24 protein-coding genes and 1 pseudogene are annotated in these 24,303 nt (G+C 52.1%); 10 read left to right on the top strand and 15 right to left on the bottom strand.

The features are described 5' to 3' along the window. The first annotated feature begins 54 nt into the window (after positions 1-54). Positions 55-609: a hypothetical protein gene (locus IGR76_01125; GenBank protein MBF2077144.1), complete on the top strand. Its 555-nt coding sequence runs from the start codon at positions 55-57 to the stop codon at positions 607-609. Positions 610-787: 178 nt separating this feature from the next. Here IGR76_01125 and IGR76_01120 read toward each other — a convergent pair whose 3' ends face one another. Together IGR76_01120 and IGR76_01115 are read right to left on the bottom strand one after the other, a co-directional pair. Further along, positions 788-2,353 (bottom strand): NAD(P)H-hydrate dehydratase, encoded by a 1,566-nt coding sequence (locus IGR76_01120; protein ID MBF2077143.1) that lies wholly within the window; start codon positions 2,351-2,353, stop codon positions 788-790. A 40-nt stretch (positions 2,354-2,393) separates the two neighbouring features. Next, on the bottom strand, positions 2,394-3,323 hold the full coding sequence (locus IGR76_01115; protein ID MBF2077142.1) for a hypothetical protein: 930 nt from the start codon (positions 3,321-3,323) through the stop codon (positions 2,394-2,396). A 579-nt stretch (positions 3,324-3,902) separates the two neighbouring features. Here IGR76_01115 and mnmA point away from each other — a divergent pair. From mnmA to IGR76_01100, 3 genes are all read left to right on the top strand, one after another. Continuing rightward, positions 3,903-4,994, top strand: a complete 1,092-nt coding sequence (gene mnmA, locus IGR76_01110; protein ID MBF2077141.1) for a tRNA 2-thiouridine(34) synthase MnmA — start codon at positions 3,903-3,905, stop codon at positions 4,992-4,994. Between the two features lie 188 nt (positions 4,995-5,182). Next, a complete protein-coding gene (gene sat, locus IGR76_01105; GenBank protein MBF2077140.1) occupies positions 5,183-6,358 on the top strand; it encodes a sulfate adenylyltransferase in 1,176 nt (391 codons plus the stop codon). Between the two features lie 9 nt (positions 6,359-6,367). After that, positions 6,368-8,743, top strand: a complete 2,376-nt coding sequence (locus IGR76_01100; GenBank protein MBF2077139.1) for a caspase family protein — start codon at positions 6,368-6,370, stop codon at positions 8,741-8,743. Between the two features lie 41 nt (positions 8,744-8,784). Here the strand turns inward: IGR76_01100 and IGR76_01095 are convergent, their stop codons facing one another. From IGR76_01095 to IGR76_01075, 5 genes are all read right to left on the bottom strand, one after another. Next, entirely contained in the window at positions 8,785-9,081 is a 297-nt protein-coding gene (locus IGR76_01095; GenBank protein ID MBF2077138.1) for a hypothetical protein, read from the bottom strand. 54 nt (positions 9,082-9,135) lie between these two features. Then, positions 9,136-9,528: a hypothetical protein gene (locus IGR76_01090; protein ID MBF2077137.1), complete on the bottom strand. Its 393-nt coding sequence runs from the start codon at positions 9,526-9,528 to the stop codon at positions 9,136-9,138. Positions 9,529-9,684: 156 nt separating this feature from the next. Next, the gene (locus tag IGR76_01085; GenBank protein ID MBF2077136.1) at positions 9,685-10,578 is read right to left on the bottom strand and encodes a rhodanese-related sulfurtransferase; all 894 of its coding nucleotides are present in this window, start codon (positions 10,576-10,578) and stop codon (positions 9,685-9,687) included. Positions 10,579-10,690: 112 nt separating this feature from the next. Continuing rightward, complete coding sequence (locus IGR76_01080) at positions 10,691-11,008, bottom strand: antibiotic biosynthesis monooxygenase (protein ID MBF2077135.1); 318 nt, start codon at positions 11,006-11,008, stop codon at positions 10,691-10,693. A 216-nt stretch (positions 11,009-11,224) separates the two neighbouring features. Continuing rightward, complete coding sequence (locus IGR76_01075; protein ID MBF2077134.1) at positions 11,225-11,449, bottom strand: DUF4327 family protein; 225 nt, start codon at positions 11,447-11,449, stop codon at positions 11,225-11,227. Between the two features lie 628 nt (positions 11,450-12,077). On the opposite strand from IGR76_01075, the gene IGR76_01070 reads away from it, so the two are divergent. The 5 genes from IGR76_01070 (at position 12,078) to IGR76_01050 (ending at position 16,604) form a co-directional block, all read left to right on the top strand. Then, positions 12,078-12,554: an SUF system NifU family Fe-S cluster assembly protein gene (locus tag IGR76_01070; GenBank protein MBF2077133.1), complete on the top strand. Its 477-nt coding sequence runs from the start codon at positions 12,078-12,080 to the stop codon at positions 12,552-12,554. A 143-nt stretch (positions 12,555-12,697) separates the two neighbouring features. After that, entirely contained in the window at positions 12,698-13,231 is a 534-nt protein-coding gene (locus IGR76_01065; GenBank protein MBF2077132.1) for a Ycf51 family protein, read from the top strand. A 62-nt stretch (positions 13,232-13,293) separates the two neighbouring features. Further along, on the top strand, positions 13,294-14,475 hold the full coding sequence (locus IGR76_01060; protein MBF2077131.1) for an iron-containing alcohol dehydrogenase family protein: 1,182 nt from the start codon (positions 13,294-13,296) through the stop codon (positions 14,473-14,475). 3 nt (positions 14,476-14,478) lie between these two features. Then, positions 14,479-15,693: an aspartate aminotransferase gene (locus IGR76_01055; protein MBF2077130.1), complete on the top strand. Its 1,215-nt coding sequence runs from the start codon at positions 14,479-14,481 to the stop codon at positions 15,691-15,693. Positions 15,694-15,947: 254 nt separating this feature from the next. After that, positions 15,948-16,604 (top strand): DUF3386 domain-containing protein, encoded by a 657-nt coding sequence (locus tag IGR76_01050; protein MBF2077129.1) that lies wholly within the window; start codon positions 15,948-15,950, stop codon positions 16,602-16,604. Between the two features lie 270 nt (positions 16,605-16,874). Here the strand turns inward: IGR76_01050 and eno are convergent, their stop codons facing one another. The 8 genes and pseudogenes from eno to IGR76_01010 form a co-directional block, all read right to left on the bottom strand. Further along, positions 16,875-18,161 carry a phosphopyruvate hydratase gene (eno, locus tag IGR76_01045; GenBank protein MBF2077128.1) on the bottom strand — a complete coding sequence of 429 codons (1,287 nt, stop codon included), beginning with the start codon at positions 18,159-18,161 and terminating at the stop codon, positions 16,875-16,877. 471 nt (positions 18,162-18,632) lie between these two features. Further along, positions 18,633-18,899, bottom strand: a complete 267-nt coding sequence (locus tag IGR76_01040) for a GlsB/YeaQ/YmgE family stress response membrane protein (GenBank protein MBF2077127.1) — start codon at positions 18,897-18,899, stop codon at positions 18,633-18,635. A 222-nt stretch (positions 18,900-19,121) separates the two neighbouring features. Then, positions 19,122-20,264 (bottom strand): hybrid sensor histidine kinase/response regulator, encoded by a 1,143-nt coding sequence (locus IGR76_01035; GenBank protein MBF2077126.1) that lies wholly within the window; start codon positions 20,262-20,264, stop codon positions 19,122-19,124. A gap of 420 nt (positions 20,265-20,684) precedes the next feature. Further along, complete coding sequence (locus IGR76_01030) at positions 20,685-21,941, bottom strand: response regulator (protein MBF2077125.1); 1,257 nt, start codon at positions 21,939-21,941, stop codon at positions 20,685-20,687. A 276-nt stretch (positions 21,942-22,217) separates the two neighbouring features. Further along, on the bottom strand, positions 22,218-22,667 hold the full coding sequence (locus tag IGR76_01025; protein MBF2077124.1) for a response regulator: 450 nt from the start codon (positions 22,665-22,667) through the stop codon (positions 22,218-22,220). 224 nt (positions 22,668-22,891) lie between these two features. Further along, positions 22,892-23,571: pseudogene (locus IGR76_01020) on the bottom strand (diguanylate cyclase). Next, positions 23,546-23,725, bottom strand: coding sequence for a hypothetical protein (locus IGR76_01015; GenBank protein MBF2077123.1), 180 nt, complete (start codon positions 23,723-23,725; stop codon positions 23,546-23,548). The pseudogene IGR76_01020 and the gene IGR76_01015 overlap by 26 nt, the downstream one beginning before the upstream one ends. A gap of 91 nt (positions 23,726-23,816) precedes the next feature. Continuing rightward, positions 23,817-24,014 carry a restriction endonuclease subunit S gene (locus tag IGR76_01010; protein MBF2077122.1) on the bottom strand — a complete coding sequence of 66 codons (198 nt, stop codon included), beginning with the start codon at positions 24,012-24,014 and terminating at the stop codon, positions 23,817-23,819. A gap of 189 nt (positions 24,015-24,203) precedes the next feature. On the opposite strand from IGR76_01010, the gene IGR76_01005 reads away from it, so the two are divergent. Next, on the top strand, positions 24,204-24,303 hold a 100-nt coding region (locus tag IGR76_01005; protein ID MBF2077121.1), incomplete at its 3' end, for an IS5/IS1182 family transposase.

The raw sequence follows: 24,303 nt of genomic DNA, 5'->3' as shown, positions 1-24,303 counted from the left end.
CATCGTATCGTAGAGACGTAAAAGTGAAAAGAATATGAAAAGACGTAACAGATTATGCGAATTAGCACTCTCCTGGTTCGGGGACTAGGTCGGTACAAAAGGCGATCGCCCTTCTGGTTCATCCTGGTTTTAACGTTTGGAATCGTTGCTTGTGATGGTTCAAGTTCAACGGTGGAGAGCGATCGCCTGAGCGGTGGGTTTGACCGTGATCGGCTACGGGGTGGCGCAGGCAACGACGTTCTCTACGGTGATGAAGGCAATGACCGTCTCAGGGGCGATGACGGGGATGATATTTTATTCGGCGGACTGGGGCGCGATCGCCTCCGGGGAGGAGCCGGAGCCGATGGTTTTGCCCTGGAGTTTGATGCGGGTAGTTGCGATCGCATTCTCGATTTTGAAGACGGGGTCGATAAGCTGGGCATTCTGGGCGACAATCCCAACACCGCTGATCCCGATGCCCTTGAAGCCTTGATTGCCGATTTAACCATTCGCCAACGGGGGCGCGACACCGTGATCAAACAGGACGGACAGGCGATCGCCATTTTGCAAAATGTAGATGCCACCAGCATCACCATCAGCGATTTTGCCCCCATTGTCATCGCCGTGTAGGGAGTGGGGTTGAAAATCTGGGCGTTGCTGAATACAGCTCTGAATTGCCCTTATCCCCAACCCCCTTCTCCCACGAGGGGAAGGAGAGCCGGATCGAAGTCCCTCGCCCTATGGGTGAGGACTACAAAACTGAGATGCACTCAATCATACGTCTGTTCAGCAACGTCGAACCCCGTTCCTAGGAAATCGCCTCAGCCAACGCTGGCATCAAATATTGGGTCAACGTCCACGCATCCACACCCCGTTCCGTGCGTTCCCCTGCCGCCAATATTCCCGCCTGGGCGTGCCACCATACCGCCGTTTGGGCGATCGCCTCCACCGTCCATCCCTGACGCAGTAATTGGGCTAGTAAACCACCCAACAGTCCAGTTAACACATCACCACTGCCACCCCGACCCAGGGCAGGCGTACTGTCGGGATTAATCCACACCTGGCTATTTCCATCGAGATATTGATGAGCGATCGCCGTTTTTGCACCTTTCAAAATCACCGTTGCCCCACTGGCGATCGCCGCTTGCTCCACCATCATCAGGCGATCGCCCGCTGTAGCAATCTCCGGAAAGAGCCGTCTGAACTCCCCCCAATGGGGCGTTAAAACGGTTGGGAAAGGGCGATCGCGCAATGTTTCTATAGCTCCCATCTGCGCCAGCGCATTCAACCCATCGGCATCGAGCAGTAAGGGGCGATCGGTTTTCAACACCTGCCGCACAATCGGTTCTGCTGCGAGGGTCAATCCTGGCCCACAGGCGATCGCATCGTAGTTTTGGAGATTAAGGGTGTCTGGAAGCTGGGCGATCGCTCCCGTCGCTGTTTCGGCACACCCAATGACTAACGCTTCGGGCACTTGGGAACTTACCTGCTCCCTCAGCGACTCTGGCACGGCGATAGAGAGCATCCCCACACCACTGCCCCGCGCACCAAGGCCAGCTAAGACCGCTGCTCCTCGATACGGTCGCGATCCAGCAATCAGCAGCCCATGTCCCTGTTTATATTTGTGGGTTGTGGGAGAAAGGGGAGCTTGTAAAGGCGCGATCGCCGTTTCTGGAGTGATGCGGACTCGCGAAGGGCGATCGCCCAGCATAGCCTGAATGTCGGATAGGGGAATATCAAAATCAATCAGTTCCGCCTGCCCCCCATAGTCCAGGGCATTATCCTGCAAAAAGGCCAGCTTCCACAGTCCCAAACAGAGGGTGTGGGTCGCGCAAACGGCTGTCCCCAAAACCTCGCCTGTATCCGTGTGCAACCCCGACGGAATATCAATACTCACCACGGGCACATCCAGCGTATTCACCGCTTCTACCGCCTCGGCAATCTCGCCTTCGAGGGCACGGGTCAACCCAAAGCCAAATAGCCCATCAATGATCAGATCGCACTCTAAAATTGGCGCGATCGCCCCAGTCGATTCAATACCTAAGTGAGCGGCATACTGAGCGTGCTGAGCAGTAAGGGGCTTTGTTTTCTGGAACGGCTGATAGGTGATGACCGCATAACCCGCGTGGTGCAACTCCCGCGCTACTACCAGCGCATCGCCACCGTTATGCCCTGGCCCCACTAGCACCCCCACCCGCCGAAACCGACGACGAGAATAGACCTGACGCACCCGCCGCACAATCTTACCCGCCACCTTTTCCATCAGCGCTTCGACGGGCATCCCTGCCGCAAAAATCCGCGACTCAATCTCAGTCATCTGCTCAGCAGACACGGCATAGGTATCAAGGGGCGATCGCTCCTGCCGGATATTCATTTCCTAGGCTCCCGGTCATGCTACACCCGCTATTATCGCGTTAGCGGCTATAGTAGACCCGCGCATTCAGCCCAAAATCGCCAAAGAAACTGCTCCATCGCGATGCGGCCTCCCGATCGATAAATGGCCCCACTCGCACATGCGGCCCTAGGGGGGCTGTTCGTTCTTCTACTGACCCCGCAATATTGAAATTCGCGCCAAGCCGAATCACCTGTGCCGAAACATCGGCCAATTCTGCGGTGCGGGCTGGGATAACCACATAGAAATGACTACCCTCTGATTCTGTGTTGGTGTAGGACGCTGTTGTGGGACTTACTGCAGCCACATCGGGCGATCGCCCAAACTCAATTTCACGGGGTGTAACCTCCACCGGAATCATTTCTGGTGGGGGAACCACGACTGGTGGCAGTGGCACAGAAACGGTCGCCGTTTGTACTTCTACCGGAGTTTGGGCAGGGAGGGCAGGCTCAAACCATGCTTCGGGGACTTCAGCAACCTCTGCCATAATGCCCTGCGCTTCCAATGCCGATACCTGTTGCTGGGCGTAGGTTGGCTCTTCAAAAATTCCGGCCTGAATCACGGGTTGCCCTTGATAGTCTTGCACCGATGCGTCTGTGGATACCCGCCGCACTTGATCGAGGAGCAGGGGACTATCTCCATTGACATAAACGAGATAGAGATTGTTCGAGTTAGCCGAAAGATTAACAGGAGTGCTGGGTACACCTAGGATGGGTGGGGGTGGCGGCAAACCCTCGACGATTTGCTGCGCGATCAGCTCTCCGTCTGGAAAGGATTCTGGCAATGGATTAGCGATCGCCTCCGGTGCCGTACCGACCAGCGCACCCAGACCGATTGAAGTGGCGATCGCCCAACGCCGCCAACTCAGAACACCTGCCCTGCCCTCAAACCCAAAGGAGGGAACAAAAACCGATTCCACAATACGAATCGTTGAGTTTCGTCGGTACATCATGGCATGGCAACCTTTTTCTCGGTAACAGCTTTAAAGCATCTGCTTTGAGACATTCGCCCAACCCGCAGTGCAGTAATAATCGGGTGCACAATCTATAAGGCTACCCAATCTCCGTAGCACCGCCTTTCCACCAATAGCGCAAAACACCAAAAACAGAGCAATTATTTCACCACGGGTAGGGTTCTCTAAGATGTCAACCCGAATTATAACGAAACTTCGCACGGTGGACTCATCAAAAGCGTAAAGATTTTTAATTTCTACGAATGAAGCTGCCAAGCAGTGCGGACAAGGGACTGTAATCAATTACAGACTAAGCACTGATTGACTGACAAAACTCACACAACCCTGATTCTCTCGTAGGTTGGGTGAGCGCTAGCGTAACCCAACAGAATAAAGGCTAGAGTTGGGTTCCACGGTGTTTCACCCAACCTACTAGAAAAGATTATGTCAGTCAACCAGCTCATACCCAGCGATTGGCGTCCAGCCTTACAGTGGTGACTACTACTCGGAATGGGAATAACTTCCGGGTTGAGACGCTAGAATAAAGCTGTTCTCGAGCACTGAGTTAATGCTGCATTCATGGAAAAAGTCGTCGTTGGGCTATCGGGAGGCGTAGACAGTTCTGTTGCCGCCGCTAGCTTGCACCATCAAGGATATGACGTGATTGGTCTAACCCTTTGGCTAATGAAGGGGAAAGGTCAGTGCTGCTCAGATGGCATGGTGGATGCGGCGCGAATTTGTGAACAACTCGGCGTTGAACATTTAATTGTCGATATCCGCGATACGTTTCAGGAAAACATCGTGGATTATCTGGTGTCTGGGTATGAAGCAGGAGTGACTCCTCTCCCTTGCTCCCAGTGCAATCGCGCTGTCAAATTTGGCCCCATGCTGCGCTATGCCCAGGAGGAACTCGGTGTTCCCAAAATTGCCACGGGTCACTACGCCCGGATCAAGTATGATGCGGCGAGCGATCGCTACCAGCTTCTACGCGCCATCGATAGGATCAAAGATCAGTCCTATTTCCTCTACGACCTCACCCAAGATCTCCTGGCAGGGACGCTATTTCCGTTGGGAGAGCATACCAAGGTGGAAACCCGCCGTCTGGCAGCGGAGTTTGGCTTGTCCACAGCGGAGAAACCGGAAAGCCAAGATCTCTGCCTCATTGAAGCCCACGGTTCCATGCAAACCTTCCTGGAACAGTACCTTGCCCCCAAGCCCGGAGACATTGTCGATCAGTCGGGGAAAGTCTTAGGACACCACACAGGCATTCACAATTACACCATCGGTCAACGCAAGGGATTGGGTGTTGCGGCTTCCCATCCGCTGTATGTGATTGGCTTTAATGTGGGACGTAATCAGGTGATTGTGGGCGATCGCGCCAGTGCCTTCCATCCCGAATGTACAGTCAAGCGGGTGAACTGGGTAGCGATCGTCCCTCCGACAACGCCGATTCGGGCAGCGGCACAAATCCGATATCGTTCGCCTGCAGTTCCAGCCACCATTGTTCCTTTTTCTTCCGATGGTGGAGATGATCGGGTCAAGATTGTGTTCGACGACCCTCAGTTCAGTATTACGCCAGGGCAAGCTGCCGTTTGGTATGACTTAGAGAGCAATTCAATACTGCTCGGTGGCGGCATTATTGAGCCTCTCGCGTCAACACACCCAGCATGAGAATTTGGTAAAGTTACCGGATCTAGGTAAAACTGCATTGGATTCGCATTAGGATTTATTCCTAGATGTATCCAGTGCAAAAGCCGTATGAATTAGTCTACGAATTTACAACTGGGTACCCCTAGATGTTACGTTTTCTTTATATTCTTTTTAGTAACTACAGTCGTTGACGCGGAGAGGGAAAGATCTTGAGTCAATACACGGGTATTGCGCCCCATGGCGGAACGTTAATTAACCGAATTGCTACGCCCGACCAGCGAGCAGAGTTTCTGAGCAAGGCCGACAGCTTACCTCGAATCACCATCGATCAGCGGGCTGTTTCTGATCTGGAAATGATTGCGATCGGTGGATTTAGCCCCTTGGATGGCTTCATGGGTCAGAAGGACTACAACGCCGTAGTCCAGGAGATGCATCTGGCAAACGGTCTCCCCTGGGCAATCCCCGTGACCCTATCCGTCAGCGAAGAGGTTGCGGCTCCCCTAACCGAGGGAATGCAGATTCGCTTGGATGACGCCGAGGGTCGATTTGTCGGTGTTTTAGAACTGACCGAGAAGTATCACTACGACAAGCTTCAAGAGGCGATTCACGTCTACCGCACCAACGAAGAGAAGCATCCTGGCGTAAAAGTGGTGTACGAGCAAGGGCCTGTAAACCTGGCTGGCCCCGTGTGGTTGATGCAGCGGGATCCCCATCCCCTGTTCCCCACCTACCAGATTGATCCTGCCGAGTCGCGCCAGTTGTTCAAAGAGCGGGGCTGGAAAACGGTTGTGGGCTTCCAAACCCGAAACCCGATTCACCGTGCCCACGAGTACATTCAAAAGTGTGCGCTGGAAACGGTAGATGGTCTGTTCCTGCACCCTCTGGTGGGTGCCACCAAGAGCGACGACATTCCCGCTGATGTGCGGATGCGCTGCTACGAAATCATGCTGGAGCACTACTTCCCCCACGATCGCGTCATTCTGGCGATCAATCCGTCCGCGATGCGCTATGCAGGCCCACGGGAAGCCATTTTCCATGCCCTGATCCGCAAAAACTATGGTTGCACCCACTTCATTGTTGGACGTGATCATGCGGGCGTAGGCGACTATTATGGAACATATGACGCTCAATACATCTTTGATGAATTTGATCCTGCTGCTTTAGGGATCGTTCCAATGAAGTTTGAGCATGCTTTCTACTGCACTCGTACTCAGTCGATGGCGACGACAAAGACCAGTCCCAGCACACCAGAGCAGCGGATTCATTTGTCGGGTACGAAGGTACGGGAGATGCTGCGCCGTGGTGAATTGCCACCGCCAGAGTTCTCTCGTCCTGAAGTTGCAGCGGAACTGGCAAAAGTCATGAAGGTTCCTGTTGAAGCATAGAGAAATGAAGTGGGATTGAAGCGACGAGCCTTTCTTCAGCAGTCAGCAGTGGTGCTAGCCAGCCTTGGAGTGAGCCAGGTTGGACTGTCTACCCTCGCGACTCAGTACCAGCAGGCTCTCGCCCAACCCGCTCGACGCAAGTTAGCGCTACTCGTTGGCATTAACCATTACCCTGAGTCGGTGAGCGATCGCACCCCGGCTTGGGGTTCCGCTTTAAATGGCTGCTTGACCGATGTGCGGCTCCAGCAAGAACTGTTAGTATCTCGGTTTGGGTTCCAGCCCAGCGATGTCTTGACCGTGACGGATGAACAGGCCACGCGTGAAGGCATCGAAGCCGCGTTTCTGGATCATCTAACGCGGCAGGTACATCCCGGCGATATTGTGGTGGTTCATTTCAGCGGGTTGGGAAGTCGGGTTAAGGTCGTGGATAGCGCGGCTCCGACGCAGATTGTGGAGTACAACAGTTTTGTGCCCATTGATGGCGTTTTACCCACCGAAGAGAATCCGGTTATTAATGATCTGCTGGAAGATACGATTGCGCTGTTGCTGCGATCGCTCTCGACGGATCAAATCGTCACCGTTTTCGATGTCGGCTACGGTCAGCCCCTAGATCAGATCGAAGGGGGAACCCTCCGCCTGCGATCGCGCCCCGCTACACCGACGGGAACGTTACGAGGCGACGCGATCGAACGGCAAGAATTATTACTCACGAATCTTAAACTAACGCGCAAACAGCTCCAAGCTCAGATCACCACGATACCAGCCTTTACTCAAATGCCGGGGTTGGTTCTGGCAGCGGCGCATCCAGGACAAGCCGTTGTGGAGGGGCAGTGGCAGGGATTCAATGCCGGACTGTTCACCTATGCGCTGACTCAATATTTATGGCGTTCTACCCCAGACACCACATTAAAAACAGCCCTGAGCCGCGTGGATGGCATGGTCAGCCAAGTGATGGGCGATCGCCAACAACCCTGGATTGCAGGACTGAAGGCGTCTGAAAAATCGTTGTTGCCCTACTACTCAACGCCCGTTTGGCCGATGGGGGCGGATGGCGTGGTGCAAGCGATCGATGCCGACAACAAAACGATTAAAATCTGGCTTGCTGGAATGCCTGCCCCGTTGCTGGGTTCCTATGAAGTGAACTCGCTGTTAACCATTGAAAGACAAGCAGACCCAAGTGCGGAAACGGCAGCAGATCCTGAATTGCTGGTGCAGGTGCGATCGCAGGATGGATTGCTATTAAAAGTGCGTCCCGTCAGCAGTGAATCGTTGCGCCTTGCTCAAATCCTTCAGCCTGGACAGCCCATTCGCGAGTATGTGCGGGTTCTGCCTCGAAATGTGGGGCTGACCGTGGCTCTGGATAACAGTCTAGAACGAGTGGAACGGGTGGATGCCACTAGCGCCTTTGCCGCGATTCCGGGCGTATCCTCCGTGGTAGGTGGTGAGCAACCTGCCGATTGTCTATTTGGAAAAATTGACACGTCCGCCGACTCCCTGACCGCATCATTACCCAGTGAACCGGGGGCGATCGCCGACACCCCGTCCAATCCCCAACCAATTAATACTCGTAAAGGATACGGCTTGTTCTATCTGGGGCACACCGCTATGCCCAACACCATGGCCAACTCAGACGAAGCGGTGAAAACTGCTGTCAATCGTCTTACTCCCAAACTCCATACCCTGCTCAGTACAAAGTTGTTGCGTCTGACCGAAAATTCCGGATCATCGCGCCTCGGTGTACGGGCGGTGTTGGAAATGGTCACGCCCCAGGAACGGATTTTGGCGCAGCAGGAAACCAGTCGGGCACCGTGGGAACTCCCCCAGGGACGCTTAACCGAATTATTTACCAGCACGGGTGAAGTTCCAGTATTAGAGGCGGGCAGTCACATCCAATACCGACTGCAAAACTACAGCGATCGCCCTGTGTACTTCCTATTATTAGGACTAGACACCGTAGGCAATGCCGTTGCATTCTATCCCACGGCGGCTATTCTCGACAGTTCGTCTATGGGCTTCCAGCAGGTGCTGAACACGAGCGTCATCCCCGCAGGCGAAATCGTGACCTTACCCCAAAGCAACCTGGCGCCGGCTTGGGTGATTCAAGAGCCAACGGGCATTGCGGAAACCTACGTCATCTTCAGCCGTCGTCCGCTGACCCAAAGCTTTACGATCCTGGCCGAAATTATTCGAGCCACCAATCGTTCTCGCCGCTCTAGCCAACTATCTCAACCACTGGCGGTGGCGCAAGCGGTTCTAGAAGATATTCACAACGCCAGCCAGCCGTTGCCCCCCACGGTTGATATTCCTGACGATAGCTTTGCCCTGGATGTCAATGCTTGGGCAACATTTAATTTCGTGTATCGGATCGCGGAGGCAACAGCATAGGTTCTGGAAATTGCCTGCGTGCTGGAACGCAGAGATAGAGATTAGCTTGCGACCGGGTGCGGTTCTGGGTGGTTAGCGCGACGGCTTGCCTTGGAGGGGGGTTCGTCGGCATGTTCTCCGTTGATGCGGTGATCGAGGTAGGTGTACAAATTGTCTGGGGCTTGGAAATACAGGATTAACCCATTGCGCTGCTGATCGGCGGAAATAATTTGGGCTTGCTGCTTAGGGGCGGTTAGAAAATTGATCCAAACCGCAATTTTTTTATTGGGAATTTCAATTTTGCCCAATTCGGTGTCGTGTAGTGTGGTTTTAGAGAAGCGAATGGTGGAAGTCGGCATAGTTTTATGTGCTTGCGATATTCCTATTTTAGTACAAAAGTACTGTTTTAACTACTAGCGATCGCCCCTTACGGCGGACAATCCCGATTCCCAATCCCCGCAGGTTTCCTCCTCCACGCCGTAGGGATGCATTCCACAAATCAGCATCGTGCCCCCATAGCTCCGCCCATGATAATGACGACATCCCTGGCAGGCGACAGGGCGACAGGGCGTTTTTGGGGTGAATCGCTGCTGATCTAAGGTACGGAGAAATTCTAAATAGGCTTCGGCGATCGCCTGTTGATTTTTGCGAGTGCGCTCCCGTTCCAGCAAAAAACTCGTGGCGGCAAAACTCACGCATGAGGCACCCACCGCTGTTGCTGTGAACTTTAGAGCTTCATTGCGCTCGCCGAGGGCAACCACAAACGCTAAGGACGCCCCGCAGACCAAAATCAAGTGTTTTAGCATGGCACCGAAGAAGCAAAGGGATGCTTTGTACGTAATTAACCAAAAAACAGGCGATCAGGAATAGTATCTGCCGCTTATTCTCCCATGCCTGAATCGAGAGTGTCTCGTTCGGGTTCGGAGGTTAACGCAAATTTGATAATCCTCTGGTCTAATCCCTTAATGGGCGGGCGATCGCCCTGCATACCGAAGTTGGCGCATCCGTTCTCGATGTCCGGCTTTTTGCTCGTCTGTCAGGCTGCCCGCACAGTGGGCGCAGCAGACCCCCTCTTCATAGTCAGGATGGATTTTATCCGCCTCTGAGATCGGGCGACCGCATCCCCGACAGCTATCGTAGGAGCCGGGAGCAACGCCATGCTGCACCGCTACCCGCTGATCAAATACAAAGCATTCGCCTTGCCACAGGCTTTCATCGGGCGGCACCTCTTCCAAATATTTCAGAATGCCACCTTTCAGGTGATAGACCTCTTCAAAGCCTTGGGAAAGCATATAGGACGAAGCCTTTTCACACCGAATTCCCCCCGTACAAAACATGGCGACTTTACGGTGCTTTGTCGGATCTAGGGTCTGCTGCACGTAGTCTGGAAATTCACGGAAAGACCGGGTGCTGGGATTTTTCGCCCGCTGAAACGTGCCGATCGCCACTTCATACTCATTGCGCGTATCGATCACCACCACCTCTGGATCGGAAATTAAGGCATTCCAATCCTGCGGTTCCACATAGGTTCCTACGAGGTGGGTCGGGTTGGCCTCCGGTACGCCAAAGGTGACGATCTCACGCTTGAGCTTTACCTTCAGCCGTTCAAAGGGCATCTTGTCAGCCAGCGATCGCTTCCAGTCTAAGTCAGCAAAACGGCTGTCTTCGCGGAGGGTAGCCAGAACGGTGTCTATTGCCTCTGGAGAACCAGCAAGAGTTCCATTAATGCCCTCTTCGGCTAAGAGAATGGTGCCTTTTACGCCCTGCTGGTCGCAGAGAGAATGTAGAACATCTCGCTGCTCTGCATAATCTGGCAAGGACACAAATTTATAGAAGGTGATAATTGCGATCGCCATATCCCTAGCGTGATCCATTCAACACAGCCGCCCGTCTAGAATCATCCGGTTGGACACCTAAAAACGGCAGCATCCTATTCAACTTCCATTGTGCTACGCCGAGAGGACATCGTTAAGGGTGTACCGCACACATCACCTCATAGATCTGGGTTTCAGGGGTTTGGGCAAACAGAGGAGCCATTTTTTTCAGAATGGCATTATATACCTCGGTTTGGTTCGCCTCCATATCCTCCACACTCTTCCAGAGAATGATGGAAATGCCGCGATCGCTCCCCGGTTCTTGCAGCAGGTAAGCTCCCTTAAATCCATCGGCGTAGGTAGACACAGCCTCTTCGTAGAGAATCCGTGCTTCTGCAAATTTTCCAGGTTTAAATTCACCAATGGCTACGTAGGCACAGTCCCGTGTTAGAAAATCCTGGAAATCATTCATGCTGTCTTCCATTTGAGACCCTCCATATCAAAAATGCTAGGGAACGTAGTAGTCTACGCTTTACCCTAGCACTCGTATCAATTACATCTTAAATTTCAACTGAGTTTTTTAAACCCTGTGCCTAAGCTGAATCAACTACGCATACATCCTCACGCCTACGCAATTCCCTGGAAACATCACCTTGTGTGTATGAAGTACAGGTTCAAATGCAAGTATCTAATCATCACCCCACGTTTCCTGCCCAATTAAATCGCCAATGCGATCGCGCATGAGGAAGTCATTTTGCTCTAACTCACACTCAATGCAAACCCACTCACGCGAAGGGAAATAGCGGCATAGAGTAGTGTAGATGGGTTGGTGACGATCCAGCACTTTTTGCTCAGTTAAATGGCGCACTTCATCACGAATCGTGTCAATAGAATACGCGGTTGTATTCAGCATGGAATTTCTCCTTCTTAAATGGCGTAGGACATCCACCTTCGCTGTAGGTTTATTGCGAATACCTGGGAAGAGGCGCTGAGAGAAAGCCAGGTTGCTAGTAACAGATTTAGAGGGTGGCGAACATCGCCAGCAAACACCAATGACCGGAGGACAAACCATTGAGTAGCCCAGTCCTCATATTCATTAAAACTGGAATTGTCAAGAATTCAGGAAATGAACTGAATTACTTAATGTCGTCTTTGGGATTATTGCAACAGTTCGTTGCATACCTCCAACTCCTCTCCCTGGGAAACGGCTCCATCAGGCAACTACAAGAGATTTACATCAATTTCTAAACTGAACTAGTGAAAGAGAGGATCGACTCCGAGGGTTGAGTATCCACTCAGAAAACGCCAACAGTTTGCAAACCTACATTGCAAAGGTCAGTATTTCCCATGTTAATCAGTATCGTCAGTAAGTGACATCCTGCCTGTGAAGGACGGTGGGGCGAACCAAGTTGAATGAACGCTAGGGCGCTTAAGCCAGTCTTGTCACTACAAAACTCAGCTTTCCCGATCAGAATTCGCCTGAAAACGAAATCACCCTGATAGGATCGAAAGGAGTACGTTCTAGACATTACCGAGTCCTCATGGCATTGAACGATCTGCGCGATCTATACCAAACCGTAATCCTCGAACGCTATAAGAAGCCCAAATTTCGGGGAAAAGCCACACCCACCGATCGCTACCAAAAGGGGCACAACCCCTCCTGCGGAGACACCATTGAGCTAACGCTGCATCTGGATGAAACGGGCGATCGCATCCAAGATGTCCGCTTTGAAGGGGAAGGCTGTGCCATTTCCATGGCATCCGTTGACCTGATGGCGGAGGCACTGCGGGGCAAAACCTCAGCCGAAGCCCTGGAGATGGTGAAAACCTTCCAAGCCATGATGAAAGGAGAAGCGGAGTTCCCTAAAGACTTGCGCAAACTCAATGTGATGCAAGGTGTGGCACAGTTTCCGGTTCGGATTAAGTGCGCCAATCTGTGTTGGCATACGCTGAAAGCCGCACTAGAACAGAATAATAGTCCCGCATGCGAGGCGGTGATCAGCAACGAAGACGACTAAGCTCGCGCAGCAGCAGCAACTCAGACCATTGTGTCCTTGAGCTCTCCGAAATCTCTGTGGGATGTCTGTCCCCTTGCTTCGATAGAATTTTCTAACTGAGGTCAACGCCATTTTTCCGGTCGCTCGAAATTTCTCAGATACCCATGCCAACTAACGAAGATTTTTTACTTGCATCCAAATGGTCAGCCTACCTGACCTTAGCTTTCCTGGTCTTAACCCTCATTGCATTTGCGTTTAAGTGGGGCATTCGGTTTCGGTTAGTCGGCTCGACGGGGTTTATGGTGGTGCTGACGGTGGGCATCTTTGCCCTAGGCTTGGTTCCCTTTACCCGGACAACCATTCCCGGAGCGGTGCGTTTTTCGACAGTCTTTGACCAAGGAGCGAATCGAGCGGTGATTGCGCTGCCGCCCCATGTGACCGAAGACGAAGTCCGCGCCACCTTGGAGCAAGCGGCCAGCAATCTTTTTTCCCCTGGACGGCTCAGTCGGCGCGGTGGCGATACGATGACGATTCAGGCACGAACGCTGCTGCACCCCAAACCGGGGGTATCGCAACCCATCCTATTGGGGGAAGTGGAGCGATCGCTGTTTGTACGAAAGGATGATCAGATGCGGTTTACGCTGTATCCCGACAATATTGCCAAACTCCCCCCGGTCGATGAGGAGTTTGTGAACTGAACGCTGATCTCTGTCCGGTGTAGTAGAGTGTTGTTTACCGATTGAAAGCATTGAAAAAACCTATGACGTACGCCTCGCCCAGTCCGAATGTTGCATTACCGAGTTTGGCGATCGCCCCAGCCCAAGTGCTGCGGGGAGCCGGAATGTTAGGTCAGGCGGGTGGGGCGATCGCGGCATTGGGAACTCGTCCGCTTGTGGTTGGGGGCGATCGCACCTTGGATGTGATTCGTCCGGTTTTAGCAGAATCTCTGGATGCCTACGGTGGGGCGATCGCTGAAGCCTCCTACGGTGCGGATTGCTCGGAGGCGGCCTTGGCAACGTTGCGGGCTGCGGTAGAGCAGCATCAGGCCGATGTGATTTTGGGCGTGGGCGGCGGTAAGGCCCTCGATGCGGCGAAATTGTTGGCCTATCAGTGTAATTTGCCGATTGTCACCATTCCCACCTCGGCGGCCACCTGTGCGGCCTGGACAGCCCTTTCCAATATTTACTCCGAGGACGGTGCGTTTCAGTATGATGTCGGTTTGGCACGGTGCCCCGATCTGCTGATTTTGGATTATGACCTGGTTCAGACTGCACCTCAGCGGACTCTGGTAGCTGGCATTGGAGACGCGATCGCCAAGTGGTATGAAGCCTCGGTGAGCAGCGGTCACAGTAGCCGGACGTTGCTGGTGGCGGCGGTGCAGCAGGCGCGGGTCTTGCGGGATTTGCTGTTCCAAAAGTCCGTTGAGGCATTGGCGAACCCCGGTGGTGAGGTGTGGCAGGATGTGGTGGATGCTAGTGTGCTGCTGGCTGGCGTGATTGGCGGCATCGGCGGTGCCCAGTGTCGCACGGTGGCGGCTCATGCGGTTCATAACGGATTGACCCATCTGCCCCAGTGTCACGATATTCTGCACGGGGAAAAGGTGGCGTTCGGCATTTTGGTGCAGTTGCGGTTAGAAGAACTGGTGCAGGGAAATCGCCTTGCGGAAACGGCACGCCAGCAGTTGCTCACCTTTTACGGTCAGATTGGCTTACCGACAACGCTAGAGGCCATGGGCTTAGATCGGTTGACGGTGGCAGAGTTGCACCATGCCGCGACGGTGGCCTGCGCGGAACAGTCGGATATTCATCGTTTACCCTTTGCGGTTAGCCCCGAGCATGTGGTGGCGGCGATGGTGTCTACCACGGTGATGTCCCAGTCTGGACGATCGGACGAGGCGATCGCCCCTTTGGAAAATCAAGAATCAAACGGTCAGGAGGTTTAGGTGATGAGTTTTGATTGGATTACTCCTGCTGATCGGTTGAAAGCTTTGCCTCCCTATGTGTTTGCCCGTCTGGATGAATTAAAGGCGAAGGCACGGGAACAAGGGTTAGATTTGATTGACCTAGGCATGGGCAACCCCGATGGCCCCACGCCTCAGCCGGTGGTGGATGCGGCGATCGCTGCCCTGCAAGATTCCAAAAACCACGGCTATCCTCCTTTTGAAGGAACGGCCAATTTTCGTAAGGCGATTACCAGTTGGTACGAACGTCGCTATGGGGTGCAGCTTGACCCCGACGGGGAAGCCTTGCCTCTCCTCGGTTCTAAGGAGGGCTTGACCCATTTGGCGATCGCCTATGTAAATCCGGGGGATCTGGTTTTAGTCCCAACTCCGGCCTACCCTGCCCATTTCCGAGGGCCATTGATTGCGGGGGGAGAGATCCATCAAGTGGTGCTGTCACCGGATAACGGCTGGGTAATCGACTTTTCAACGATTCCCGAAGCCGTTGCCCAACGCGCCAAGATGCTGTATTTCAACTATCCCAGCAATCCCACCGCCGCAACGGCTCCCCGTGAATTTTTTGAGGAAGCGGTGGCCTTTGCCAAGCACTACGAAATTATGCTGGTGCATGACCTCTGCTATGCGGAACTGGCCTTTGATGGCTACCAGCCAACGAGTTTACTAGAAATTCCGGGTGCGAAGGATATCAGCGTCGAGTTCCACACCCTCTCGAAAACCTACAACATGGCAGGCTGGCGGGTCGGCTTTGTGGTGGGCAATCGCCACATCATTCAGGGACTCCGCACCCTGAAAACCAATATGGATTACGGCATTTTTGCAGCCCTGCAAACCGCTGCGGAAACCGCCCTCCAATTGCCGGATGTCTACCTAGACGAGGTGCAAACCCGCTACCGGACGCGGCGCGACTTCTTAATCAAAGGTTTGGCGGAGTTAGGCTGGGATATTCCCAAAACCCGAGCTACGATGTACCTCTGGGCACCCTGTCCGCCGGGAATGACCTCCACGGACTTTGCCCTCTCGGTGCTTCAGCAAACCGGGGTTGTGGTTACGCCCGGAAATGCCTTTGGGATTGGCGGTGAGGGTTATGTACGCATTAGCTTGATTGCCGATTGCGATCGCCTTCAGGAAGCCCTGGATCGACTGCATAAGGCCAATATTCGCTATGCTCCGGCGGAGTTAGCCCCTGTTCCCGCTTCGTAAGCCTAGAATTGTAAAGGGGTTGCTCAGGCTGTAGGGTGCTGTTAGCTTCAGCGTAACGCACCACCATGAAGTTATGGATTTACAAGCCCCTAACCTTGCTCCGATTGGCGATTTGCACCCTCTATAGACCTACCCCCGTTCCAACCGCAATCATTTGAAACTGCCGATTTATCCAAAACTTTCTACACTGAGGAAGGGAATCGACACCTATTTTCATCGATCCATTGACTTACGTTCACGTTAAGGAGAGTTTCATGACCGCAGTGCAAGTGTCCGCCCAGGATCTCTTTCGTGCCGCTTACGAAAACCGCTACACCTGGGATAGCCACTTTCCGGGCTATACCGCCGATGTCACCCTGACCATGGACGGTACAACCTACACCGGGAAAGCTCAGGTAAACGCCGATATGTCCGCTCAGGTGACGGACGTGGCGGATGAACAGGCGCAAAGGCTGATTCATGGCCAATTGTGGGAAACCGCAATTCACCGAGTGCGGCGGAGTTTTGAACAAACCCACGGGGAAAATACCTTTGAATATGGGGCAACCCAGCCATCGGGCGCGGTGGAAATTGTCATGGGGGGTAAGGCGACGGGCGATCGCTATGAAGTGAAAGACAACGAAGTGACGCTGGTGCATCGCCATATCCACGGCACCGTGATCACGATTAATACCTTCACTACCCACAAAACCGAGGCGGGCTACCTCTCCCACACCTATGACTCGGTGTACCACGACCCCAAAACGGGCGAACAAAGGGGCGGCAAGAGTCTGTTTGAGGACAGCTATGAGAAAGTGGGCGACTACTATATCCTCAGTCGGCGGGTGATTCAAACCGAGGTACATGGTAAAGTCTCGACCAACGAGTTTGTCTTTACCAACATTCAATTACTGCCCCCGCAAGCGGCGTAGATTAGGAACGGTGGGCGGTGCCCAACCTACTAGCTGTTTATGATTCTCCCAACCCGATTCGCTTGATTGAAGAACACGCGGTCTATGCTGATATTTTTCGACTGCGATAGGGCGTTTCGAAGGGCGATCGCCTTCAGACTGAATCGTACTGACCTAAAGGTTTAAAAAACCCCGGATTCTCGAAGAATCCGGGGTTTTTGGCGATCGCACTTAGCTTATTTCAGTGCTATTGCTCTCTAACTCCTTGGTAAGGGGGAGTAATAGTCCTTCCTAGCCTTTCTTAAAGGTGCTCCAGCCTGCATACTTCGCCGCACTGCCCAGCTCTTCCTCAATGCGGAGAAGCTGATTGTACTTCGATAGGCGCTCCCCTCGGCAAGGCGCACCCGTCTTAATCTGTCCCGACGCCGTCGCTACGGACAGATCCGCAATGAAATCATCCGGGGTTTCGCCCGAACGGTGGCTGACCATGTAGGTGTACCCGCCCGAATGAGACAGGGCGATCGCCTCCAAGGTTTCCGTAATCGATCCGATCTGGTTCACCTTCACCAGGGTGCAGTTGCCCACCCCATCGGCGATCGCCTGTTTGATAATGCTGGGATTGGTCACAAAGGCATCGTCACCCACCAACTGAATCCGACTGCCCAAGCGCTGGGTCAACTGCTGCCAGCCTTCCCAATCCTGCTCACCCAGACCGTCTTCAATGGATACGATGGGATACTGATTCACCCAGCTTTCCCAGAGGTCAATCATGTCCGTGGAACTCTTGCGGCTCTTGTCCGATTTGTAGAACTCATAGGAACCGTCTTCGCGGTAGAGTTCACTGGTTGCCGGATCCAGGGCGATCGCGATTTGATCCCCCGCTTTCAATCCCGCCTTTTCAACACCCGCCAGGATCAGGTCGATCGCTTCCACGTTCGCCTTTAGGTTCGGTGCAAATCCGCCTTCGTCGCCCACTCCAGTACTGTAGCCCTTGCCCTTCAGGATCGACTTCAGCGCGTGGTACACTTCAGCACCCATTTGCAGAGACTCGCTGAAGGTGGTCGCTCCCACGGGCGCAATCATGAACTCCTGAAAGTCCACACTGTTATCGGCGTGGGCACCACCGTTCAAAATATTAAAGCAAGGAACGGGAAGCAGTACGGCATCATCTCCTCCTAAATAGCGATAGAGGGGTTTGTCAGCGGCGATCGCGGCGGCGCGTGCAACGGCCATCGATACACCTAGAATCGCGTTGGCTCCCAATTTAGCCTTATTCTCCGTTCCGTCTAACTCCAGCATGGTGCGATCGACGACTGCGAGATCCGAGGCATCCATTCCCTTCAACGCGGAGGCGATCGGGCCATTTACATTCGCAACGGCTTTCAGAACGCCCTTGCCACCATAGCGCTTGGGATCGTCATCTCGTAGTTCAAGTGCTTCTCGAATTCCGGTAGAGGCTCCCGACGGCACCGCTGCTCGTCCTTTACTTCCGCTGTCTAAGACAACATCCACTTCAACCGTTGGATTACCACGAGAATCGAGAATTTCTCGTGCATGCACTGATGAAATCGCAACCATAGGATAAATTCCTCTGTTAACTTAAGGAGACCACTGTACTAAGATTTGCTAGATTGCACAGTAGGCTGTCCAACACTTACTGCAAACAATCGTCCAAGTTAGCTATTGTACGGATGTATGACTTCGTTTAGATCTATACCCAGCTAAATGGCTCAAGAAATGGTTAAGGATGCTTTAACTGAGTGCATCCCGAATTTGCAATCAGGCTTGTGAACCCTCATCTCCCACCCCCTTCTCCCGCAAGGAGAAAAGTCGGCTCGGAGTCCCTCGCCCCGTGGGAGAGGGATGTAGGGTGAGGGCTACAAAACTGAGATACGCCCTGCCTTAACCCTAACAAGGTTACCCCCTTGCACGAAGAGCACGTTGGGTACCGTTATACCCAAAAACTCAGGATAAACAATTCGGAAGAAGGATCGACTTCTCCTGCGTTCATCCTGAGTCCCTCAGTTTTAAGCTCAAATTACGATGGGCCTACGCGCGGCGTGCCACTAATCCCCACAGGAAAATGGCGAGCATTGCGCCCAATATAGCCACAATGAAGCCACCAATGCTGAAGGCTACGCCCGCGAGCGCAAACTGCCCTGTGGTGACCAAGGTGTAAATAGTGCCACCTAAAAATGCACCCACAATTCCCAGCAGCATGGTTGCCAGGATGCCACCCCCTTGATCTCCAGGATAAATCGCCTTCGCGATCGCCCCAGCGACAAGCCCCAAAACGATCCAAGCAATGATATTCATGGTTAATCCTCGTTATCTCGTGAACGATTGATAATCCGTGTTACTACCAATCCTGACTACAATTTTCTCCTCAAAAGCACTATTTCACGAAATTCTTAAGTTTATATTTCTAAAAGCACTATTTCACGAAATTCTTAAGTTTATATTTCTATCTGATTAACATCTTGAAATGCAGGAATTAACATCTCGAAACGCATGAGGGAAAAACCGTACCTATATCACTCATGCCAAAGCTAGCATCGGTAAATAAACCGTAAACGTGCTACCCTGCCCAAGTTCAGACTCTACGGCCAGCAATCCTTGATGCGCCTCAATAATGCGGCTCACCAAGTGAAGCCCTAAACCATTGCCTGAGCGCTTATGGGTTCCCTGCCGAAATCGCTCAAAAATGACGGCCTGATCCTCTGGAGAAATACCGCATCCGGTGTCGCAGATTTCCATTTTTACCCAGGGGCGATCGCCCGTTTGCAGCGGAACGGGTGGTTCGGAGTTGCCAGAAACCGTAATGTCAATCCGCCCTTGATCGGTGAACTTAATCGCGTTTCCAACTAAGTTCACGAAAACCCGCTTCATCTCAGGGCGATCGGCTTGAATCCAGAGTTTAGGCTCTGACGAACCATGGGAGATCTGAAGATTTTTCTGCTTCGCTAATGGGGTTAACTCTTCTAGGACTTCTATAAGTAGCTCATTGAGATTACATGGTGCAAAGGTGAGTTCTTTATAGCCAGCCTCGTAGCGATACACCTCTAAAAGGGTATTGACCATCCGCAATAAGTCCTCATTACTGCGTATCATAATGTCAATTGCCTCTTTCATGTCAGGCGAAATAGGGCAGAATGCCTCTTGCTGAAAGAGGGTCAGCATTCGGTTAGCGGCTACCAGGGGAGTCCGCATGTCGTGGGTGAGGCGAGCGACGAAATCTTCTCGCTGTTGAGCCATCTGAGCCTGGGCGTCGATGCTGTGCTTGAGGCGAAGCAGCGATCGCACCCGTGCCAGCACTTCGTCCGCATCAACGGGTTTACGAACAAAGTCATCGGCTCCGGCTCCTAAGCCCTCAACCACGCTGGACTTATCATGAGCTGTAATGAGCAGGATCGGAATATAGGGAAGGTTTTTATTCTGGCGGATACGTCGCGTCACCTCGTAACCGTCCATACCGGGCATCATGACGTCCAGCAGAATTAGATCCGGTGGGCAGTCTTCAATCTGTTCCAACGCAGACTGTCCATCCTGCGCTAGACTGATACGGTAGTGTTCCTCTTCTAGGATGGCCTCAATCAAAAATAGGTTATCCGGCGTATCGTCAACGGCAAGGATGTGATCGACGTTTGGGCTGCCTTCGAGGTAAGCACAGTTGGATGACATGGCAGGCAATAGCTACATTGACAGTAATGGATAGGTCTGGCTAGGCCTAGGGCGATCGCTAGGCTGCTCTACGCCCATCTTCTCCAAGTCCGGGCGCACATAAAATAGCAGACGTTCTTATATCTCTTACTTCTGCGTCGTCTGAATGCCCGATCGGAGATTAAAATATCGCTATCTATGCACGCCCCATTGTGTCAGACTTCACAACCGATGGCGCTATATCTTAAGAGTAGAAGTAGCATGACCTCAGGAAACATATTGGGCTACCTAGTCAGCAAGATTCTAGAAACTTTAGGCGAATACCGTTGCCTTAACATCTATCTGTAGCCCTACACAGGCTTAAATTCTACGCAAGGATTTGGCGGATGGGTATCTCTCTTGCGAATGAACTAAGAGATTTCAAACCAATGTTAGCCCCGCTCAGCGCGACACATTCGTTTCCAGGATTCGCGATGGCATTGGCGCGGGGCACCCCTTCACCACAACATGGCGCGGGAGATAGATATTAAACGTTGATCCCTCTCCTAGTCGGCTTTCGACGGTAATTTCACCGTCCATCATTTTCACTAGGGAATAGGTAATCGCTAAGCCTAATCCTGTCCCCATATGATGGCGAGTGGTAGACTGGTCGGCTTGACGAAAGGCCTCAAAAATATGCAGCAAATCATCCGCCGCAATCCCAATTCCTGTGTCGGAAACAGCGATCGCCACCTGATCAGGCGTCGGCTCGGTTAGACTAACCGTGATTCGACCCGATTCAGTGAACTTAATGGCGTTTGACAGCAAATTAACCAGAATTTGCCGCAATCGGTGCGGATCGTTCACGACTTTGGGATCAAGCAACGAATCCTGAACGTCCAAACCTAAACACTTTTCCTCCGCGAGCGATCGCAATTCTTCCACGGTAGTCCGGGCGATCGCTTGGATATCAATCGGCTCCGGTTGCAGTTCTAAACGACCTGCCTCAATTTTGGAAAAATCTAAGATTTCATTGAGCATGGTCAGCAAATTCTTCCCGTTATTGAGAATTCGCTGCACCATATCCCGCTGCTTTTCTGTTAGAGACGTTTTCTGCGGTCTGAGGAGCAATTGCGAAAAGCCAATAATGGCGTTCATCGGTGTCCGTAGCTCGTGGGACATTGTAGCCAAAAACTGGGATTTGAGCCGAGATGCTTCAAGCAAGCGTAGATTTTGAACCTGAATTTGCTGTCGCTGCCGTTCCAATTCCTTATTTTGTTGCCGCAACAATTCATTACTGGCTCGCAGTTGCTCGTTCGCGATCCAAACCTGTTGCTCAGCCTGGTGAACCCGAATCGCGTTTTGGAGTACCTTCGCCAGCAGTTCTGGAGAAATCCGAGATTTCGCAACATAATCCGTCGCGCCTGCCTTCATCAGTTCTACGGCAATGCGTTCATCGCCTTGCCCCGTCAGCACCACCAGGGGAACATTAATACTGTTTTGCCGAATTTGCTGGACTAGAGATAGACCGTCCTGATCCGGGAGTTGATAGTCCAAAAACACGCAGCTAAAGGTCTCATCGCGCAAACAAGCGATCGCCTGTTTGCAACTCTGCACCTCTTGGATCTGAGTCTGCACACCCGACCGCACCAACGCTCGACGCACGGCCATGCGATCGACATCATCATCTACAATTAAAATCCTAAAACACTCTTTCATAACTCACTTAAATCAGTACAGAAATTCATTAAAAAGACTTCAACTGAATTAACCGAATCTAATACCATCCGCTTGACAATGTTGATCCAAAAATTGGCACATTTTGTTTAAATAAAAATCTAAAAACGCTAGTTTGAAAGAAGAACATTATTCGAAACAGACACCATCGTTCCAGGGAGCATCCCAATTTTGTACGGGTAGTGCGAGCGTCCCGCTCGCGGGCAAGATGCCCTCCAGACCTTGATAAATTTGCAAACGTGGGATGCTCCCATCGTTCTACGGCATCTCGCATAGAGTCCAGTACTTATTAAGAGCCACCATCAACTCAGCAAAGGTCGCAAAGGTCACGGGTTTAAGTAAGTAGCCAGCGACATTGAGATTGTAGGCTTCGACTCGGTCTTGATCTTGATTAGATGTTGTTAGAACCACCACTGGTGTTGCCCGCAGCGCTTCATCGGCTCGCAACTCATTCAAGAACTCGATGCCACCCATTTTCGGCATATTTAAATCCAGAAGCACCAACCGACGCTCACTCGGAAGATGCGTGTACTTGTCACTTTTACCTCGTAGAATATCCAAGGCTTCAAGACCGTTAGAGGCAATATAGAGCGGATTGACAATATTCGCACGCTTGAAAGCTCGCTGAATATTCATAACATCCACTTCGTCATCTTCGACTAACACGATATTGACCACTCGATCCTGGGCTGCTTTTTGCTCGTACATGCTCCTCTAAAAACTTTGTGTAGTCACTCCGTACAAGGGTTTGATCCAAATGTGGATAGGATGTAAATTCCAACCAATGCCCGACTATGCTCTGACGGCAAAATATAAGCATCTAATTATGCAAAACATCAGCCACAATCGCACAAATTGAGTCAAACGTCGCAATATTGACTTCATCATACGGTGTAGAGGTCTCCTTCGTCCTCAGCCGTCGGTTATATATCTCACGTTTCCTTTTCGTGGTTCTGCTGAACAGATACTTGATTGCGTCCTTTGGCTTTGGCGTCATAAAGCGCTCTATCCGCTTCTGTAATCAGTTGGGCAGGGGCGTTTAGGAGCGACGGCGTAATCGAAGAAACGCCAAAGCTAGCGGTGACATATTGAAAGGGAGAAACCCTGTGGGGAATTGCCGCAGCTTCGATCGTGCTGCGTAGGTGTTCTGCAATGCTTTGGGCGATCGCCCGTTCTGTATTTGGTAATAAAATAGCAAACTCTTCGCCACCGTAACGCGCCACCACATCGGCTGGACGCTGAGCCTCACTTTGCAGATGGACGGCAACTTGTTTTAGACAATCATCGCCCATTTGGTGACCATAGGTGTCGTTGTAAGGTTTGAAGAAATCGATGTCGCACATGATGAGGGGATGGACACTCCGCTATTACAGGCTCGAATCCATTCGGCTTGGAGGCGGCGATCAAACGTGCGGCGGTTGGCAATTTGCGTTAGACCATCGACCGAGGCAAGGCGGCGCAATTCAGCCGTAGCCCAACTTGCCTGGAGCAGACGACGCACCCGCTGACGCAACACCGCCCAGTGAATAGGTTTGGTGACGTAATCGACGGCACCTGCGGCAAACGCCTGATCAACGGAATCTTGGTCATCTAGCCCCGTAATGACCAGGATCGGAGGACATTGATCCTTTAACCACGCTTTGGCTCTCTAGGATGCCAATCACCATCCAGCAGAGTGTCTTCAGATGCCGCACATCGCGCCATTGGTACTCGGATTGACGCAGATAGTCGTTGAGCGCATCGTAGAGTCGGGAAGTTGGAGTCATCGGTCGTGCTGGTTTGTGTGGTAACTTGTCAGCTTATACCAAGCTCCACTTCCTGCCTAGTCTCTGTTCTAGCCTCTACAACTTTTGTCAGTCATTCAGGTTCATCGACTTTGACAACGATGCGCTTTTGTTCAGCTAGTGGGGGAAGGGGAATTAATACTTCATCTAGGATGGCTAGATTAATATTCTTTTGTGCAGTAGAAGGCGCGAAGGCTTCAAGATTGCTTTTCAGCGTTCTCAAGAAGAATTCAAAGTATCTAGAATCCTCAATAGGTAAGTGAAATGGCAGTTCGACTCAACTCAGTTCAATTCAGTGACGTTTTCAATATCCGATGCTTCTGGAATAGACCTTAAATCGACATAAATCTACTTCATGACTAATTCAATCTTTTTGGGTGGGAACGGCGTTGTTGCATGAAAGAGGGGTTGCGGGCAGGAGAGGCATGGTAAATTTCAGTTATCACACATAAAACCTGCCATGAAACCTCAATACCGCATCCGCAACTGGTCAGAGTATAACGCTGGATTGAAGGCTAGGGGAAGCCTCACCTTCTGGATCGAAGAATCTGTGCTGGGGC

The organism is Synechococcales cyanobacterium T60_A2020_003, from assembly GCA_015272205.1.
Lineage (GTDB): Bacteria > Cyanobacteriota > Cyanobacteriia > RECH01 > RECH01 > JACYMB01.
The sequence above is the reverse complement of the archived record's forward strand: the minus strand, read 5'-3'. Positions and strand labels throughout refer to the sequence as shown.